Origin of the sequence: Kluyvera huaxiensis (assembly GCF_040149365.1) — a bacterium.
Lineage (GTDB): Bacteria > Pseudomonadota > Gammaproteobacteria > Enterobacterales > Enterobacteriaceae > Kluyvera > Kluyvera intermedia_A.
In genome coordinates, this window is record NZ_JBEFLV010000020.1 from 1 (window position 1) to 18,666 (window position 18,666).

Genomic DNA, 18,666 nt, shown 5'->3' on the forward strand with positions numbered 1-18,666 from the left:
TCACTGTCGTTCTCAAAATCGGTGGAGCTGCATGACAAGGTCATCGGGCATTATCTGAACATAAAACACTATCAGTAAGTTGGAGTCATTACCAAGGTAATGATGATTGCACTGCCACTTTATATGGCTTTGAGCAAAGCAAAGTTATGTATGGTGGCTGGAGTTATGAAGCGCACCGTGGTCTGTGGAAAATTAGACTCGGTCATGCAGAATAATTTCTGTTCGACGATACAGTCGAACCGCAGACATCTATTTTAATTCCCCCCTGGTTTCCGTACTGGGCAGTTTTAGCGCCATCCCTCCACGAAGAACGGCACAGTTGATCGCTGTGCCGATGACTGATAGCAGCATGTACCTTTTCTTTCCAGATAGAAATTTGGGTTAAGCAGATGATGATGCTGTAGGGCGAGCAAACGTGAGAAAATGCTGATAAATCACACTGCTCGCAAAACACCCTAAAAGGCGAAATTACAACCAGTGAATCCATAGCAAATGACATAATTCTCCCTGCGGCGAGGATCTTTTTTCCTAATCTGAGAAATATCGCCTAACGTCTGATAGTACAATGCGCTTACTTGTAGTAAAAAGAATGCCGGTAAATATTCCATTGCCTGGCATTCATTCGTTTACGTGAGATTATTCTCAGGTTAGCTGATACCTAAAGGCAGGGAAACCATCATGGCGGCAGTTTGCCTGGGGATAGTGAGATCGTGTTAACTACCATATCACTACTGCAGATGCTGTGAGTTGAGTATGTTTGTTACTGTTTATATAAAAAATTTAATGCACGCGTAAACAAAGTGTTAATGCAATTGTCTCAATGATGCACTACATTTTTTTAAGGGGCACCGCATCAGGAGATGCTTATGTTTCTTGCACTGCTAATAATCGGCATCATTATCATATTTGTCCTGCTAGTTGTACTGATTGTCCGATCAAGAATGAAAGATATGGATGATGATTATTGAGTCTCACGTTTCGTATAAGCAAACGGAGATCTTTAGCGAAGCGCTTATATAATACACAGGGTGCAAACACACTATGATGGTTGGTTATAAATCAAAATAGTAAACCACCAGATATCATGGTTAATGAGGCAAAAGTAAGTCGGAGCAAGTGCTAAATTGGGGCAACTCACGTTAATTGAGTGAAATTTGCGCACTACTGTAAAAAACGGGAACCCTTCGGTTCCCGTTGATGACTCCCCAAACGTGGGATGACATTGCAGGCTCTGCTACCCGTACACTATTATCTCGGCGATACCGGTTAGACTGCGTCGGCAGAAACGTTCATATAACAATAGTATCTGAACACCAGAACAAACTAATTCTCTGAGGACTCCACGGGGGTACTGATAATAACCTTATTTCTACCCGACCTTTTAGCTTCATACAGTGCCAGGTCCGCTTTACGTAGGACGGCATAAACATCATTATCGTTATCGCTGAATCCAGCCACCCCAAGGGAGATAGTCACCTTATCCGTATATGGGAAGTCAGCATGTTCAACACCATCCCTGATATGCTCAGCTATCGCAGCCGCATCTGACAATCCGGTATAAGGTAATAAAACGACGAACTCCTCGCCACCGAATCGACAAACGACGTGACCACTCAAGCAAAGATCGCGGAGTTTATCACTGAATGCAACGAGTACCGCATCCCCACCATCATGACCATATTTGTCATTTATTTTTTTAAAGTGGTCGATATCAATGGCAATAACGCAATGTTCATCAGAGTGACGATACTGTTTAAGTGAGGTACTGAATCCTTTACGATTATACAGCTTCGTCAACGGGTCTTTCATCGCTTCATCACTGAGCGCACTCACCCGGCGAGCCATAATTTGCAGATGCAAACTGAGTGCATCCTTAAGACGTTCTGCTTCTTTATACCAGACTTTGATATTTGCCAGCTTCTTCAGCGTCGACTCACCATCTTCGGCACGCGTACATTCGGCAAGTTTCTCCAGAGGAGTCGAGATCCTGGTAGCAAAAACGGTAACAACCGTGATTGTTAATACGATAATGGCCAGCGTAAACCAGAATGCGTTAATCACTGTTTCTAATAGAATTCTGGAAACACCCTCAGATGTGCCAGAAATAATAATTTTCCAGTCAGCCTGCTTTAGGCTAGCATAACCGACAAGACGGCCACCGCTCTTGCTATCACCAAAGAAATGCCCGCTCTGTTCTTTGATAATTTTCTCAAGATAATCAGGAATTGAGTTAAAGTTAGCGCCAATCAAGGTTGGTTCACGATTGAAAATCACCTTACCATCATCGTTGATGACACTCACATCGGTACCCTTCTCATAGAAGTGCATACTGAGTATATCACTCAGCATACTTTCTTTTTGAAGATAGATAGTCCCACCGATATAGCCGATATACTCCCCGGAATTGCCAAATAATGGTTGAGAAATAAAAACAACATAATTACCCGCCGCCGAAACAAACGGTTCTGAGATGAAACTTTTTTTCTCGTCAATGGCCTGAATACTGGCATCAGAATGCAGTTTCACGCCAACAAGATTTAGGCTCTCAGGAGATGCCGCTGCAATAATGGCATCTGAATTCACAATAACCACTGAGTTAAAAAAGCCTGACTGGAGCCGGAGGCGTTCCGCTTCATTCTTCAAGTGCTCAATATTAGTGAGTGTTTTTATTTGAGCAGCGCTATAGGCAAGTTCTCGTTGCGCGGTCACAAGATACCTGTCCGTCGTATCGGCCAATTTACGGGCATAGGCAAGATTGTTATCCAGCAGCCGGTCTTCGATATTTCCCTTCTGGAAGAGAGTCAACGCGCTCAGCAGCAGCATTGATGTAAACAGGATTCCGCCGACCGACAACATCAACATCAGAGTGCGCAGATGCAATTTATTCCTGAGCATAAATCCCCACGCTCGCGATAAAATACTTCATTCAACCATTCCTGGAGTCAGGCCACAAGCAGCTAAAGTATACCAGCCAACGACTTAGCATATTAAAGCTGCATAATACCCTTCTTACCACAGAAAAGTATGACCATAATAATAAAAAGCCATTGGTATTCGTTCTTCTGGCAAGTTTCTGCCAATATATTTCGATAACCGTTCGAATTCTAATAATAAAAAACGGGAACCATCAGGCTCCCGTTTATCACATAACCCAAATTATGGATTACATGTTTGCGATGATCGCGTCACCAAACTCTGAACATTTCAGCAGTTTAGCGCCTTCCATCAGACGTTCGAAGTCATAGGTCACGGTCTTAGCGGCGATGGCGCCTTCGGTGCCTTTAACAATCAGGTCTGCGGCTTCGAACCACTGCATATGGCGCAGCATCATCTCAGCGGACAGGATGATAGAACCTGGGTTCACTTTATCCTGACCTGCGTACTTCGGTGCAGTACCGTGGGTCGCTTCGAACAGCGCACACTCGTCACCAATGTTGGCGCCTGGTGCGATACCGATACCACCAACCTGAGCGGCCAGCGCATCGGAAATGTAGTCACCGTTCAGGTTCATACAAGCGATAACATCATATTCGGCTGGACGCAGCAGGATCTGCTGCAGGAACGCATCGGCGATCACATCTTTAATGATGATCTCTTTGCCGGTATTTGGGTTCTTGATTTTCTGCCATGGGCCGCCATCAATCAGCTCGCCGCCGAATTCGTCGCGAATCAACTGGTAGCCCCAGTCTTTGAACGCGCCTTCGGTGAACTTCATGATGTTGCCTTTGTGCACCAGAGTCAGAGAGTCACGGTCGTTGGTGATAGCGTATTCGATTGCCGCACGCACCAGACGCTTAGTCCCTTCTTCAGAACACGGTTTGATACCGATACCACAATGTTCAGGGAAGCGAATTTTCTTCACGCCCATCTCATCGCGCAGGAATTTGATCACTTTCTCAGCGTCAGCGGAGTCAGCTTTCCATTCGATACCTGCGTAGATGTCTTCAGAGTTTTCGCGGAAGATAACCATATCGGTCAGTTCTGGGTGTTTCACCGGGCTTGGGGTGCCCTGGTAGTAACGAACCGGACGCAGACAAACATACAGATCCAGCTCCTGACGCAGCGCAACGTTCAGAGAACGAATGCCGCCGCCAACTGGCGTGGTCAGAGGGCCTTTGATTGCAACGCGGTAGTCACGGATGAGATCCAGCGTTTCGGTTGGCAGCCAAACGTCTTGGCCATAAACTTGAGTAGATTTTTCCCCGGTGTAAATTTCCATCCAGGAAATTTTACGCTCGCCTTTGTAGGCTTTCTCAACAGCGGCATCAACCACTTTAAGCATTGCCGGAGTCACGTCAACGCCGATACCGTCGCCTTCAATAAATGGGATAATCGGATTGTGTGGCACATTCAGCTTGCCGTCTTTCAGGGTGATTTTTTGACCTTCCGCCGGAACAACTACTTTGCTTTCCATTCACCTCTCCTTCGAGCGCTACTGGTGTGCTCGTCATCCTTTACGCCACAGGTTCTTGCCGCTACTACGCCCACTCCACTTAGCCTGGAGATGCACTGTCTTACCGTCTTCCTGTAACACAAAGAGTTAGAGCATTTTTGTTAATGTTTTGTAATAAGCCTGTCAATACTACCTGATTGTTTGACGCCATGAAAGACTCTCGTTATTAGGCTATAATGCGCGAATCTATAAAGCCTGAAAATACTATGATTAAGACTTCATTTAGAAAAAACCAGCTTGAGCGATTCAGCTCACGACAAGCAACCAAACAACGTAAAGATAACCACGTAAAACGCGTTATCTTATTTAATAAACCCTATGATGTTTTGCCGCAATTTACCGATGAAGCGGGCCGCAGTACTTTGAAAGATTTTATTTCCGTGCAAAATGTGTACGCTGCGGGGCGTCTCGACAGGGATAGCGAAGGTCTGTTGGTGTTAACAAATGATGGCGCACTGCAGGCAAGACTGACGCAGCCGGGCAAACGGACGGGGAAAATCTACTACGTTCAGGTCGAGGGCGAACCTAGCGCCGAAGCGATGGATGCCCTGCGTAACGGCGTCACGTTAAACGACGGCCCGACTCTGCCAGCAGGGATTGAGCGCGTAGAGGAACCGGAATGGCTGTGGCCGCGTAATCCACCGATTCGTGAGCGCAAATCTATTCCCACCGCGTGGCTGAAAGTGACCTTGTACGAAGGCCGCAACCGTCAGGTCCGGCGTATGACCGCCCATGTCGGCTACCCTACTCTGCGCCTGATTCGTTACGCGATGGGTGACTACACGCTGGATAATCTGAAAAATGGCGAATGGCGTGATGCGGATTAATGAGCGTGGGTAACATCCACCCACGCTCATCGTGCATTAAGAGATGTCTGGCACAATGATGCTCTTATATTTTTCCAGTATCGGCGAGTTCGCATCCGATGGATTCTGCAATTGCCACAGGTTGCGGCTGAGTCCATCGTTAACCAGATAGATAACACCGGTTTCGATAGCTGACATCAAACAGAGCATGACCGGCTCGTTAACCGTGTAACCAACTTCGCCTTCCAGTAAACGCTGGTAGTCGATATAGCGGAATACCCCAGCCTGGAATTCATAGGAAAGAATCGTTTTGCTGGTGTTAACGGATGAAAGCACCTCGCCGGTACTGACGTTGACCACGCGCAGGTTCACCGCTATTTGATCGAGCTGGTACTGCGTGCTGGCCCCGATACCGAAGTAACGCGCGCCTGCCCCACCGGATTTGACGTTGCTTTCGTAACCAATAATCGAACCTTCAATCAGAATATTCGCCGCCACCAGTGAAGGGAGCTGCCCTCTGTTGTTATCCGAAACCGTGCCATTTTCCTGGGCCGCACGGATAATTTTTCGTTCATTCAGCAGGTTTTGCAGCCCCTGGCGTTCCAGCGGCGTAAACCAGTTTGAATCTTTTAACGCTGAAACCAACATCGCCGTGGCGCTTTGCGGGACTGAGGTTGAAAAGTTACTGGCGGGATAGGGCTTAAACTGCCCAGTCTCATCCTGAATGTTATAGACCGAAACGAACAGTTTCCCCTTCGGTGACGGAAGATGCGTTAAGTCCTGATAGCTCTGCGACCGAGGTAATAGCGTCGGCTTTGCTGCCTGTTTAGGGGGAGAGGTAATGCAGCCCGTGAGCATAAACAGGCTAACGAAAATGACCACTACGCCAGTTATATTTTTCATGTCCGCTTCTCGCCACTGATTAATTTGATGAAATACTGCTCAGGCCGCTGACCTGAATGGTGGACGATTTCCCTGTCGCTCGGTCAAGAATGTTCATCATCAATTGACCATCGGTATTGGTGATATCGACGATAAAATCTTTAGTCACCAGACGGCCAGGTTTACCGGTGGAAATATTGCCCATTAAACTGCCAAGAAGCTGCGACTGAATAGCCGAGGTAAAGTTGTCCAGCGCCGAGGTTGTCGAGGATCCGCTCCCCCAGTCATAGGCGTCAGGGTCTTTATATGAGTTTTGCGCATTGGCTTCCGAAAGCAGAAATGCACCGTTATTCGGGTTGCCGCCAAAATTCGGGTTAATAAACTGGAAAGTCATATTCCCAGCCTGAGCTGCGGTAGATAAAAAACCGATGCCAAGAATCAAAGAAAGCACTTTCATCGTACACTCCTAGAACTCATCGCTGGTTAAGTCGCCGGTATTTAATAACGCTTTGTTAATCACACGTTTTTGTAGCCCCTCGTATACAGACGCCAACGCGATATTAACCTGTTTATTAAAGTCATTTTTACTGGGGAATAAGAACGTTTGATACAATAAGTCCTGGTCGACTTTGATTGTTATCCAGCTCCCCCATCTTGCGCTGGGCCGTTCATTAATCGTAATTGAACCAGGGTATTCCTCCTCCCAGTGAGCAGTGAATGCTCGATAGAAGTCATGGCCAACGCGGGTGATGGTATTATCCGTCACGAGCCCTGGCACTTCTATTTCTGCTGAATAACTGGCGTGCGACGCCAGTAGCATCATTAATGACGCTATTACTACCTTCAGATATTTCATAATTATCGTCTAAGGTTATCGTTCGCCCAGGTCACCGCTTGGGTCCTGTTTTTTACTGCAATTTTTCGAAATAGATTATATAGATGGGTTTTTACTGTATTTTCACTAATAAATAGCAAGCGAGCTATTTCAATGTTTGACGCACCCATTCTGAGTTTATTGAGAATATCTTTTTCTCGTTGCGTCAGGCCGCTGGTATCATCGTGATAACGGTAACTACCGGACTGATTAATAAGGTAACTGGTGAGATCGTGTGGGAAATGACAACCGCCTACCCGGACGTTGCGGATACCTTCGATTAAGGTGTGTTCATCGACCGAAAGGTAAAATACTGCGCTAATGCCGGGCCAGGATTCAACTTCATGAAATTGATAGTCTTCCGGCATATTGATCAACAGAACCTTGACCCTATCGCGCAATCGCCTCAGTTCGGTTTGCCATAACATCGTTCTTTTTTTATCTGTTTCACTCAAATCAAAAAGCACCAAAATACGTTCTGCATTAACGTTATCCAGCGTTTTTTGAATATTTTGTACTTTTGTATTAATCGTCAAAGATGTTTTGAGTTGATGTACCAGCGCCGTCGCCTGCAATGACGGTCTGGATATTAACATCAGAATATCACTATTCACCGCTTCTATTTCTTTCGGCATTATGAAACTCCATCCCGCTTGCTGCCTGGAACACGGCCTCTTTCTGATATGCACAAAATAGGCATATCAGAAAGAGCCGCTATCCTGTGTAGTTGCTGATTAATAAGTATGACAATAAAGGTATGAAGGGCACGAGTTGTGCGCTTGTTTCCTAAGTGCTGCAATACTGTTCAATCTAGACATTGCCATTTTTATCGCAAGGGTTATTTGTGTTTCAAAATGTAACAAGAAAGTATCAGTATGTTTCAAGCTATTCTTTATTACCCTCTGTTTTTTATGGAAAATATCTTAAAAAGACTTTACGTAAAATTAGATATTAACTACGTATTTACTCCTAATTCTAATCAGAGTATGTCAACCACAGACAATCAGCTTCAGCTGTGTAAATTCTTTGTGCCAGAATTTTGCTTATGTCATACAAGTTTAACTTATGCTGTAAAGTTTCCGGTACTGACCATCTGAATGGCTTAGTTGCCTATTGAAGATCCTGCGAGCCCTGCATGCCGCCCACGCTCTCAACCCTGAACTCTCATACTTTTTGTTGAGAGGATATTTAAAAATACGCCATCCAGGCGAAAAACACCTTTACGCCCCTCAGACATACTCAATCCATAAATCAGATTCATGCCATGACCAACTAATTGGTTATAGCCTGGCTGATTTAACTCCTGACTTTAACCATCGGTTAAATCTAGGTGCGACTATGAAACAGTGTTTTTTAATATTATCCATATTGGGATACTCGTGTTTTGCTACCGCGGGTGGGGATTTAGCTGGTTCTGAATTTTCAGGACTGGATAAATTCAACAAGAGCTACGATATGATTGCTATTACTGGTCAACGGGGCAACGATAATACTGCATCCATTAATCAGTCTGGCACTCATATTTATGGCTCAATATCTCAAGTTGGTGGGCATAACTATGCGGCATTAAGCCAAAGTGGTTTTAATAATCGCGCAGATATTGCTCAGTACGGTGATGGTAATAGTGCAACGGTTAACCAAACGGGGATGAATAACTCCGCCACATTAGTGCAGGTGGGTACGGGCAACCAAACTGATATTAACCAAACCGGTTTTGAAAACTATGCGGAAATTGTGAATAAGGGTAAAGGCAATCTCACGCAGATTAATCAAACTGGCACAAACCGCGCAGCGGCTGTTGTGCAAAACTCGGCAGGAATGGCAATTCGTATTACCCAAAATTAGTGTTTTAACTGATTACCAATCTCTAAACCTATGGGGTATCTCATGAAAACGTGGAAAATTGTTATTTTGTCATCATTGTTAGTTTCTGGTTATGCCGCCGCAACTAATCCAGGCTCTTACCACCACACTACTGGTGTCGGTTTAACTGAATATCCATCGCTGAAAGACCCAAATAAGCCACTTATCCCACAACCCGGGGAGTGGGATGCAGCAGTGCATGTCTATCAGTCAGGTAACAGCAACGGCTCCAGTGTTGATCAGTTTCAATCTAAAGGTTCCGTAGTCCATGTTCACCAGTATGGCAATAACGGCGGTTCGACAGTAAACCAAGCTGCAACCAAGAGCCTTATCAAGCTCGATCAGCATGGTTCAGGCAACCAATCTGTCGCTGGGCAGACGGGTACCGAAAACTCCATTGCAATTACTCAATCTGGTGGACCTAACTGGTCAACGGCAAACCAGTCGGGTATGGATAATGCTATCACCGTGACACAAAGCGGTGACAACAATGGTTCAAACATTACCCAGTCCGGGAAAAATAGCTCTGTCGATGTGATTCAAACAGGTTATAGAAGCGGTTCAACCGTTAATCAGTACCAAACTGATGGTTCAATGGTACTGGTGAAACAGAGCGGCGGTTATAACAATAGTCTGGTGAATCAGAGCTACAATAACGCTCTCACCGTTGTGGAACAATCCGGCAACTCTAACTGGTCGAACGTTAATCAGCATTAATACTCTTATAGCCGGATGAGTCATCATCCGGCTTATTTTGCCCCTAATAAGAGATTTCCCACTATGCACCTGCTCCTTATTGCCGCCGCCCTCAGTAATCAACTGTGGTTTGAAGCCCAGCCGCAGGCCGACTCGGTTGTTATCACCCCGATGGCCTCACTCGCTGCCGATTGCGACTGTCAGTTAACCATCAACGTGGTGCATCAAGGCCAGTCCGGCACCAGCAACAGCAGCCAGAGCGGCAGCGTCAAACTTAAAGGCCAGCAGCCTCAGGCGCTCGCCAGCATGCGACTCGATATTCCCCAGGGCGAATGGGCGCAAATCACCGTCACGCTGAGCAACAGCAGCGGCGTCATTTTGCAGCAAAGCTGGAGTTCACCGACGCGAGTTTGATTTTCCCCTCTTCTTCTTTATATCCTTGTCACCTACTCGCCTGATAAGGATGCCGCATGTTTAAGCCGCACGTCACCGTCGCCTGCGTAGTTCACGCCGAAGGCAAATTTCTGGTTGTTGAAGAAACCATCAACGGCAAGGCCCTGTGGAACCAACCCGCAGGCCATTTAGAAGCCGATGAAACTCTCGTGCAGGCCGCCGAACGCGAGCTGTGGGAAGAGACCGGCATTCGCGCCACGCCGCAGCATTTCATTCGCCTGCATCAGTGGATTGCCCCGGACAAAACGCCGTTCCTGCGCTTCCTTTTTGTCATCGAGCTTGGCGAAATGTGCGCCACCGAGCCCCACGATAGCGATATCGATCGCTGCCTGTGGGTGAGCGCAGAAGAGATTCTCAACGCTGACAACCTGCGTTCAGCGCTGGTTGCCGAGAGCATTCGTTGCTATCAACACGAACCTCGCTACCCGCTGTCTCTACTCGGCGAATTTAACTGGCCGTTTACAGAGGGTGTCAAGTAAAAGGCTGCGTGATAGAATATGCCGCCTTGAAGTCCAATGTCGTGAGTATTCCAATGTCAGAAAGCCAGAAAAAAGTGATCGTCGGCATGTCCGGCGGTGTAGATTCCTCCGTTTCCGCCTACCTGTTACTGCAACAGGGCTATAAGGTGGAGGGCCTGTTCATGAAGAACTGGGAGGAAGACGACGGCGAGGAATACTGCACGGCTGCCGCTGACCTTGCCGATGCGCAGGCGGTGTGCGATAAGCTCGGCATTGAGCTGCACACGGTGAACTTTGCCGCCGAATACTGGGATAACGTGTTTGAACTCTTCCTTGAGGAGTACAAAGCAGGCCGTACGCCAAACCCGGATATCCTGTGTAATAAAGAGATCAAATTTAAAGCCTTCCTTGAATTTGCCGCTGAAGACCTGGGCGCTGACTACATCGCTACCGGCCACTACGTGCGCCGTGCCGATGTCAACGGTAAAAGCCAGCTTCTGCGTGGCCTCGACGGTAATAAAGACCAGAGTTACTTTCTTTATACCTTAGGCCACGATCAGGTCGCGCAAAGCCTGTTCCCGGTAGGCGAACTCGAAAAGCCGCAGGTGCGTAAAATCGCCGAAGAGCTGGATCTCATCACCGCGAAGAAAAAAGACTCCACCGGTATTTGTTTTATCGGTGAGCGTAAATTCCGCGAGTTCCTCGGCCGCTACCTGCCCGCGCAGCCCGGCAAGATTATGACCGTCGATGGTGAAGAGATCGGCACCCATCAGGGGCTGATGTACCATACTCTGGGCCAGCGTAAAGGTCTGGGCATCGGCGGAACGAAAGAAGGTAGCGAAGATCCATGGTACGTGGTGGATAAAGACGTTGAGAACAACATTCTGGTTGTCGCTCAGGGTCACGATCATCCGCGCCTGATGTCCGTTGGGCTGATTGCTCAGCAGCTACATTGGGTTGACCGCGTACCGGTAACGGGCACTTTCCGCTGCACCGTCAAAACCCGCTACCGTCAAACCGATATCCCGTGCACAGTTACCGCGCTGGATGCAGAACGTATTGAGGTTCGTTTTGACGAACCTGTTGCCGCCGTAACCCCAGGTCAATCCGCCGTGTTCTATAACGGCGAAATCTGTTTGGGTGGCGGCGTCATTGAGCAGCGCCTACCGCTGCCGGTAGAGTAACCATAATTAGCAACGTGACCTTCGCCGCGGCCAAGGTTTAACGTAGCCTATCAGAAGCCACTACTTCTGATAGGCGCCAACAAGGAGTGAGCGTGGCGAAGAATTATTATGACATCACCCTGGCGCTGGCGGGCATTTGCCAGTCGGCCCGTCTGGTGCAGCAACTGGCCCATCAGGGGCACTGTGACGGCGACGCGCTCCACGTTTCGCTTAACAGCGTTATCGATCTCAACCCGGACTCCGCGCTGGGCGTTTTCGGTGGCAGTGAAGCCAATCTTCGTCTCGGCCTCGAAACTTTACTCGGCGTACTTAATGCCAGCAGCCGTCAGGGCCTGAATGCCGAACTCACCCGCTATACGCTGAGTTTAATGGTGCTGGAACGTAAACTGTCTGCCGCGAAAGGGGCAATGGACACGCTCGGTAATCGTATTAATGGTTTACAACGTCAGCTTGACCATTTCGACCTGCAGTCAGAAACGCTGCTTAGCGCGATGGCCGGTATTTATGTCGATGTGATTAGCCCGCTCGGTCCTCGTATTCAGGTGACCGGCACCCCTGCCGTGCTGCAAAGCCCGCAGGTTCAGGCGAAAGTTCGTGCCTCGTTATTGGCGGGTATCCGCGCCGCGGTGCTGTGGCACCAGGTTGGCGGCGGACGTCTCCAGCTGATGTTTTCTCGTAATCGCCTGACCACTCAGGCAAAACAAATTCTTGCTCATTTAACCCCGGAGTTATGATCTATGGAATTATCCTCACTGACCGCCGTTTCCCCTGTCGATGGACGCTACGGCGATAAAGTCAGCGCGCTGCGCGGGATTTTCAGCGAATATGGTTTGCTGAAATTCCGTGTACAAGTCGAAGTACGCTGGCTGCAAAAGCTGGCCGCACACGCAGCCGTCAAGGAAGTTCCTGCTTTTGCTGCCGACGCAAACGGTTACCTTGATAGCATCGTGGCAAACTTCAATGAAGAAGACGCCGCGCGCATTAAAACTATCGAGCGCACCACCAACCACGATGTGAAGGCAGTCGAATATTTCCTGAAAGAAAAAGTCGCGTCCGTGCCAGAGCTGCACGCCGTGTCCGAATTTATCCACTTCGCCTGCACCTCCGAGGACATCAACAACCTGTCCCACGCGCTGATGCTGAAAGCGGCTCGCGAAGAGGTGGTGCTGCCGTACTGGCGTAAAGTGATTGATGCGATTAAAGACCTTGCCGTCCAGTATCGCGATATCCCGCTGCTTTCCCGTACCCACGGTCAGCCGGCGACGCCATCCACTATTGGTAAAGAGATGGCGAACGTCGCCTACCGTATGGAGCGCCAGTTCCGTCAACTGGGCCAGGTGGAAATTCTGGGTAAGATCAACGGCGCGGTTGGCAACTACAATGCCCACATCGCCGCCTATCCGGACGTTGACTGGCATCAGTTCAGCGAAGAGTTCGTGACCTCTTTAGGGATCCAGTGGAACCCGTACACCACGCAGATCGAGCCGCACGACTATATTGCCGAGCTGTTTGACTGCATCGCCCGCTTCAACACCATTCTCATCGACTTCGATCGTGATGTTTGGGGTTACGTTGCGCTGAACCACTTCAAGCAAAAGACCATTGCTGGCGAAATCGGCTCTTCGACCATGCCGCATAAGGTCAACCCAATCGACTTCGAAAACTCAGAAGGCAACCTGGGCCTATCCAACGCAATGCTTCAGCATCTGGCCAGCAAACTGCCGGTTTCCCGCTGGCAGCGCGACCTGACTGACTCCACCGTACTGCGCAACCTGGGCGTGGGTATCGGCTATGCACTGATCGCCTACCAATCTACTCTGAAAGGCGTCAGCAAACTGGAAGTGAACCGCGACCGTCTGCTAGACGAGCTGGATCATAACTGGGAAGTTCTGGCTGAGCCGATTCAGACCGTGATGCGCCGCTACGGCATTGAGAAGCCTTACGAGAAACTCAAAGAACTGACCCGCGGTAAACGCGTTGATGCCGAAGGCATGAAGCAGTTTATCGATGGTCTGGCACTGCCGGAAGACGAGAAAACCCGCCTGAAAGAGATGACCCCGGCGAACTATATTGGCCGCGCCATCACCATGGTCGACGAGCTGAAATAACCTGCCCTTTCCCCTCCTTCTTCCATAAGGAGGGGACTTTCCTGCCGATTTAGTTAATGTTTATCTCCACAACGCCATAATCAGCGTTAATATATTCATGTCATTAATTTAATGGAGAAACAGCATGCGCGTACTCGTCGTGGAGGATAACGCTCTGTTACGTCATCACCTGAAAGTGCAGCTGCAGGAAATGGGCCACCAGGTCGATGCCGCGGAAGATGCGAAAGAAGCCGATTACTATCTGGGTGAGCACATTCCCGATATCGCCATTGTCGATTTGGGCCTGCCCGATGAAGACGGTCTATCGCTGATTCGTCGCTGGCGCAGCCACGATATTTCGCTGCCGATCCTGGTACTGACGGCCCGTGAAAGCTGGCAGGATAAGGTAGAAGTATTGAGCGCTGGTGCCGACGACTACGTCACCAAACCATTCCATATTGAAGAAGTTTCCGCCCGTATGCAGGCGCTGATGCGTCGCAACAGCGGCCATGCTTCGCAGGTGATTTCCCTGCCGCCCTTCCAGGTTGACCTGTCGCGCCGCGAACTCTCTATAAATGAAGAGGTGATTAAACTCACCGCCTTCGAATACACCATTATGGAGACGCTTATCCGCAACAACGGCAAGGTGGTGAGTAAAGACGCCCTGATGCTCCAGCTGTATCCTGACGCCGAGCTGCGTGAAAGCCACACCATCGACGTGCTGATGGGCCGTCTGCGTAAGAAAATTCAGACCCAATATCCGCACGACGTCATTATCACCGTGCGAGGCCAGGGCTACCTGTTCGAACTACGAGAATGAAAAATATCCGTCGGCATATCCTGCCGCTTTCACTGCGTATGCGTTTCCTGTTGGCAACGGCTGCGGTGGTTATTGTGCTGTCGCTGTCCTATGGGATGGTGGCGCTGGTCGGCTATAGCGTCAGCTTCGATAAGACGACGTTTCGCCTGCTACGCGGTGAAAGTAACCTGTTCTATACCCTGGCCAAGTGGGATAACAACGTCCTGAGTGTCGATATTCCCGATAATCTCAACCGGCAAAGCCCGACGGTCGCTCTTATCTATGACGCTCAGGGTAAGCTGCTGTGGCAGCAAAAAGATCTTCCCTGGCTGGTCAACCGAATCCAGCCGGAGTGGCTCAAAGGCAATGGTTTCTATGAGATTGAAGCCGATGTCAGTTCCACCAGTTCACTGCTGCGCAACGATCATGAGATGCAAAAACAGCTCAACGAAATGCGCCAGGATGATGATGATGCCGAGATGACTCACTCGGTGGCGGTCAATAGCTACCCGGCCACCAGCCTGATGCCGGCCATGGTTATTGTGGTCATCGACACCATTCCTATCGAGCTTAAACGCTCCTATATGGTCTGGAGCTGGTTTTCCTACGTGCTGGCCGCTAACCTATTGCTGGTTATCCCGCTACTGTGGATTGCGGCGCACTGGAGCCTGCGCCCCATCGCCGCGCTCTCGCGGGAAATTCGCGAGCTGGAAGATCATCATCGCGAGCATCTGAACCCCGATACCACCCGCGAGCTAACAAGCCTGGTGCGAAATTTGAACCGGCTATTAAAGAGCGAGCGCGAGCGTTATGACAAATACCGTACCACGCTAACCGACCTGACCCACAGTCTGAAAACGCCGCTGGCGGTGCTGCAAAGCTCGCTACGATCTCTGCGCAGCGAAAAGATGACCGTCAGCGAAGCTGAGCCGGTTATGCTCGAACAAATTAGCCGCATTTCACAGCAGATTGGCTACTATCTCCACCGCGCCAGCATGCGCACCGACAGCACGCTGGTCAGTCGTGAACTGCATCCCGTAGCGCCGCTGCTCGACAGCCTGATCTCGGCGCTCAATAAGGTCTATCAGCGTAAAGGCGTTAATATCACGCTGGATATTTCCCCGGAAATTACTTTCGTCGGCGAGAAGAATGACTTTATGGAAGTGATGGGCAATCTGCTGGATAACGCCTGTAAGTACTGCCTCGAGTTCGTTGAAGTCTCCGCGCGTCTGAGTGACGACTATCTGCATGTTATCGTCGAAGATGATGGCCCTGGGATCCCGCAAAGCAAGCGCGATATCGTTTTTGATCGCGGCCAGCGCGCCGATACGCTGCGCCCCGGACAGGGTGTAGGGCTTGCGGTTGCCCGTGAGATCGTTGAACAGTATGACGGACAAATCATTACCCGCGATAGCCTGCTCGGCGGAGCCAAAATGGAAGTCATTTTTGGCCATCAGGATCTTGAGGGTCACGAAGGGTAAATAATGTTTCCGTAGCAGAGTAGTTTTGTGAATACGATGTATAATCCGGACATACATCTGCTGCGGAAATATCAATATGGAATATCACTTAACGCTAAACTGGCCTGATTTTATGGCGCGCTACTGGCAAAAACGTCCGGTGGTGCTCAAACGCGGCTTCGCCAATTTTATTGATCCCATTTCACCGGATGAGCTGGCAGGTCTGGCGATGGAAAACGAAGTCGATAGCCGCCTGGTCAGCCACCTTGACGGTGAATGGCAGGTGAAACATGGGCCGTTCGAAAGCTATGATCATCTGGGCGAAAGCAACTGGTCGCTGCTGGTGCAGGCCGTTGATCACTGGCACGAACCGTCTAGCGCGCTGATGCGTCCTTTCCGCTCCCTCCCCGACTGGCGCCTCGACGATCTGATGATCTCCTTCTCGGTTCCGGGCGGCGGCGTAGGCCCGCATCTCGATCAATACGATGTCTTTATTATTCAGGGTACCGGCCGCCGTCGCTGGCGCGTGGGCGAGAAAACCGCGCTCAAGCAACACTGCCCGCATCCGGATCTGTTACAGGTCGCGCCATTTGAGGCCATCATCGATGAAGAGATGGAGCCCGGCGACATTCTTTATATTCCACCTGGATTCCCGCACGAAGGCTATGCGCTGGAAAACTCGCTCAACTATTCAGTGGGCTTCCGTTCACCGAACAGCCGCGAGTTGATCAGCGGTTTTGCCGACTACGTTTTACAGCGCGATCTGGGCAATGTGCACTACAGCGACCCGGACGTGCCTTCGCGCGATCACCCGGCGGATCTGTTACCGGAAGAAGTGGAAAATCTGCGCGGCATGATGCTGGACCTGATTAACCAGCCGGAACATTTCCAGCAATGGCTGGGGGAATTTATCAGCCAGTCTCGTCATGAGCTGGATATCGCGCCGCCGGAGCCGCCGTATCAGCCAGATGAAATCTATGACGCGCTACAACAAGGCGACATGCTGCAACGTTTGGGCGGCCTACGGGTGATTCGTATCGGCGATGATTTCTTTGTCAACGGCGAGAAAGTGGATTCTCCGCATCGTCAGGCACTGGATGCCATGGCGGGAAGTATCATGCTGGAGAGTGAACATTTCGGTGAGGCGCTGGACGATCCGTCCTTCCTCGCAATGCTGGCCGCGCTGGTCAACAGCGGGTACTGGTTCTTCGCTGAGTAATCTCGATAATCCCCGGGTTTCCCCGGGGATTTTTTATTAGCCGCGCTTAGCGGTTAATTCGGCAATGCGTACAATCACCTGCACCGCTTTTTCCATCCCTTCCAGAGTCACAAACTCGTGCTTGCCATGGTAGTTATAGCCGCCGGTGAAAATGTTCGGGCACGGTAATCCCATAAACGACAGCTGTGCACCGTCGGTGCCGCCGCGAATTGGTTTCATGTCCGGCTCAATGCCGCAGTCGCGCATCGCCTGCTGAGCGATATCCAGAATATAAGGATGATCGGCCACCTTTTCGCGCATATTGTAATAGCTGTCTTCGATAATCAGCTCAATATAGCAATCCGGATGCAGCCCTTTACCGACCTTCTTGGCAATCTCCATCATCTTGCGCTTGCGGGCTTCAAACTGCTTACGGTCAAAGTCACGCACGATGTAGTGCATCTCTGCGCGGTCCACCGAACCTTTAATGCTGGTCAGATGATAGAAGCCTTCGTAGCCTTCGGTGTTTTCCGGGCTTTCCTCGGCAGGCACTTCCGCATGGATACGGGCCGCCAGCGACAGGGCGTTAACCATCACCCCTTTGGCAGTCCCCGGATGCACATTATTTCCGACGATCTTAATGGTCACGGAAGCGGCGTTGAAGTTCTCAAACTCAAGTTCACCCACGCCACCGCCATCCACGGTATAGGCCCACTGGGCGTTAAACGCGGCAACATCAAAATGCTTCGCGCCTTTACCGACCTCTTCATCCGGCGTGAAAGCCACGCGAATGTCGCCGTGCGGGATATTTTTCTCTTTCAGCACCGTCAGCGCAGTCATGATCTCCGCGATACCGGCTTTATCGTCGGCACCGAGCAGCGTTTTGCCATCGGTAGTGATAAGCGTTTGCCCCAGCAGTTGGTGCAGTACCGGGAACATCACCGGGGACAGAACTTCGTCACCGATACCCAGCGCGATATCTCCGCCACGATAGTTCTCAACAATTTGCGGGTTGACGTTTTTACCGCTGAAATCCGGTGCGGTATCGACATGGGAAATAAAGCCAATCGCCGGGATATCACCACCGCTGACGTTAGCCGGCAGCGTCGCCATCACCGTACCCTTCTCGCTCAGGGTAACATTGACCAGCCCCATCGTTTCTAATTGCTCTTTGAGCAGGTGCAACAGCTTCCACTGCCCTTCTGTACTCGGCACCTGACGCACGCCAGGTTTCGATTGCGTGTCCAGAGAAACGTACTGCAAAAAACGTTCAAGCAATTTATCCATGTAGCCACCCTCTCTTTTTGTGACAACATTATCAAGAAGCGAGAAAAGACAAATATTGCGTCAGGTCACTTTTAATCCGGCAAAGGTAACTTTTTTTCGCTAAACGGTATCTAATAGCCGGATATACATACACGTAGCTTAGACAAGGATTGGCGATTGGCTATCG

Annotated in this window: 19 protein-coding genes; 12 read left to right on the top strand and 7 right to left on the bottom strand. The window is 49.8% G+C overall.

All coding sequences use genetic code 11. The features are described 5' to 3' along the window. Window positions 1–78, top strand: a 78-nt coding sequence (locus ABOC97_RS18425) for an IS1 family transposase (RefSeq protein ID WP_001401901.1), incomplete at its 5' end; no start/stop codon positions are given. A gap of 1,245 nt (window positions 79–1,323) precedes the next feature. Here ABOC97_RS18425 and ABOC97_RS18430 read toward each other — a convergent pair. Both ABOC97_RS18430 and icd read right to left on the bottom strand, forming a co-directional pair. Continuing rightward, complete coding sequence (locus tag ABOC97_RS18430) at window positions 1,324–2,895, bottom strand: sensor domain-containing diguanylate cyclase (protein WP_349600543.1); 1,572 nt, start codon at window positions 2,893–2,895, stop codon at window positions 1,324–1,326. Window positions 2,896–3,163: 268 nt separating this feature from the next. Continuing rightward, the gene (icd, locus tag ABOC97_RS18435; protein ID WP_061280293.1) at window positions 3,164–4,414 is read right to left on the bottom strand and encodes an NADP-dependent isocitrate dehydrogenase; all 1,251 of its coding nucleotides are present in this window, start codon (window positions 4,412–4,414) and stop codon (window positions 3,164–3,166) included. Between the two features lie 215 nt (window positions 4,415–4,629). On the opposite strand from icd, the gene rluE reads away from it, so the two are divergent. Then, on the top strand, window positions 4,630–5,280 hold the full coding sequence (rluE, locus tag ABOC97_RS18440) for a 23S rRNA pseudouridine(2457) synthase RluE (RefSeq protein ID WP_349600547.1): 651 nt from the start codon (window positions 4,630–4,632) through the stop codon (window positions 5,278–5,280). A gap of 36 nt (window positions 5,281–5,316) precedes the next feature. Here the strand turns inward: rluE and csgG are convergent, their stop codons facing one another. Genes csgG through csgD form a run of 4 tightly spaced genes read right to left on the bottom strand, consistent with a single transcriptional unit; the run spans window position 5,317 to window position 7,650 of the window. Then, a complete protein-coding gene (csgG, locus tag ABOC97_RS18445; RefSeq protein ID WP_234508621.1) occupies window positions 5,317–6,162 on the bottom strand; it encodes a curli production assembly/transport protein CsgG in 846 nt (281 codons plus the stop codon). Window positions 6,163–6,181: 19 nt separating this feature from the next. Then, window positions 6,182–6,598, bottom strand: coding sequence for a curli production assembly/transport protein CsgF (gene csgF / locus ABOC97_RS18450; protein WP_234508623.1), 417 nt, complete (start codon window positions 6,596–6,598; stop codon window positions 6,182–6,184). Between the two features lie 9 nt (window positions 6,599–6,607). Next, window positions 6,608–7,000, bottom strand: coding sequence for a curli production assembly/transport protein CsgE (csgE, locus tag ABOC97_RS18455; protein WP_349600720.1), 393 nt, complete (start codon window positions 6,998–7,000; stop codon window positions 6,608–6,610). Next, the gene (gene csgD / locus ABOC97_RS18460) at window positions 7,000–7,650 is read right to left on the bottom strand and encodes a biofilm master transcriptional regulator CsgD (protein WP_349600551.1); all 651 of its coding nucleotides are present in this window, start codon (window positions 7,648–7,650) and stop codon (window positions 7,000–7,002) included. The genes csgE and csgD overlap by 1 nt, the downstream gene beginning before the upstream one ends. Window positions 7,651–8,353: 703 nt before the next feature. Between csgD and ABOC97_RS18465 the strand changes: the two genes are divergently transcribed. The 10 genes from ABOC97_RS18465 to ABOC97_RS18510 all read left to right on the top strand — a co-directional run bounded on the left by ABOC97_RS18465 (window position 8,354) and on the right by ABOC97_RS18510 (window position 17,234). Beyond that, entirely contained in the window at window positions 8,354–8,860 is a 507-nt protein-coding gene (locus ABOC97_RS18465; RefSeq protein ID WP_349600554.1) for a curlin, read from the top strand. Between the two features lie 42 nt (window positions 8,861–8,902). Next, complete coding sequence (locus ABOC97_RS18470) at window positions 8,903–9,595, top strand: hypothetical protein (protein ID WP_349600557.1); 693 nt, start codon at window positions 8,903–8,905, stop codon at window positions 9,593–9,595. A gap of 63 nt (window positions 9,596–9,658) precedes the next feature. Then, on the top strand, window positions 9,659–9,988 hold the full coding sequence (csgC, locus tag ABOC97_RS18475) for a curli assembly chaperone CsgC (protein WP_349600560.1): 330 nt from the start codon (window positions 9,659–9,661) through the stop codon (window positions 9,986–9,988). A gap of 56 nt (window positions 9,989–10,044) precedes the next feature. After that, complete coding sequence (locus ABOC97_RS18480; RefSeq protein WP_349600562.1) at window positions 10,045–10,506, top strand: NUDIX hydrolase; 462 nt, start codon at window positions 10,045–10,047, stop codon at window positions 10,504–10,506. Between the two features lie 53 nt (window positions 10,507–10,559). Beyond that, the gene (mnmA, locus tag ABOC97_RS18485) at window positions 10,560–11,669 is read left to right on the top strand and encodes a tRNA 2-thiouridine(34) synthase MnmA (RefSeq protein WP_234508388.1); all 1,110 of its coding nucleotides are present in this window, start codon (window positions 10,560–10,562) and stop codon (window positions 11,667–11,669) included. 92 nt (window positions 11,670–11,761) lie between these two features. Then, window positions 11,762–12,403, top strand: coding sequence for a high frequency lysogenization protein HflD (gene hflD, locus ABOC97_RS18490; protein ID WP_349600565.1), 642 nt, complete (start codon window positions 11,762–11,764; stop codon window positions 12,401–12,403). A gap of 3 nt (window positions 12,404–12,406) precedes the next feature. Beyond that, window positions 12,407–13,777, top strand: coding sequence for an adenylosuccinate lyase (purB, locus tag ABOC97_RS18495; RefSeq protein ID WP_349600568.1), 1,371 nt, complete (start codon window positions 12,407–12,409; stop codon window positions 13,775–13,777). Between the two features lie 124 nt (window positions 13,778–13,901). Next, on the top strand, window positions 13,902–14,576 hold the full coding sequence (gene phoP, locus ABOC97_RS18500) for a two-component system response regulator PhoP (protein WP_234508393.1): 675 nt from the start codon (window positions 13,902–13,904) through the stop codon (window positions 14,574–14,576). Further along, complete coding sequence (gene phoQ, locus ABOC97_RS18505) at window positions 14,573–16,036, top strand: two-component system sensor histidine kinase PhoQ (protein ID WP_234508396.1); 1,464 nt, start codon at window positions 14,573–14,575, stop codon at window positions 16,034–16,036. Before phoP ends, phoQ begins: the two co-directional genes overlap by 4 nt. Window positions 16,037–16,112: 76 nt before the next feature. After that, window positions 16,113–17,234, top strand: a complete 1,122-nt coding sequence (locus ABOC97_RS18510) for a ribosomal protein uL16 3-hydroxylase (protein ID WP_349600572.1) — start codon at window positions 16,113–16,115, stop codon at window positions 17,232–17,234. A 36-nt stretch (window positions 17,235–17,270) separates the two neighbouring features. Here ABOC97_RS18510 and pepT read toward each other — a convergent pair whose 3' ends face one another. Continuing rightward, window positions 17,271–18,500, bottom strand: coding sequence for a peptidase T (pepT, locus tag ABOC97_RS18515; protein ID WP_349600575.1), 1,230 nt, complete (start codon window positions 18,498–18,500; stop codon window positions 17,271–17,273). Window positions 18,501–18,666: the final 166 nt, after the last annotated feature.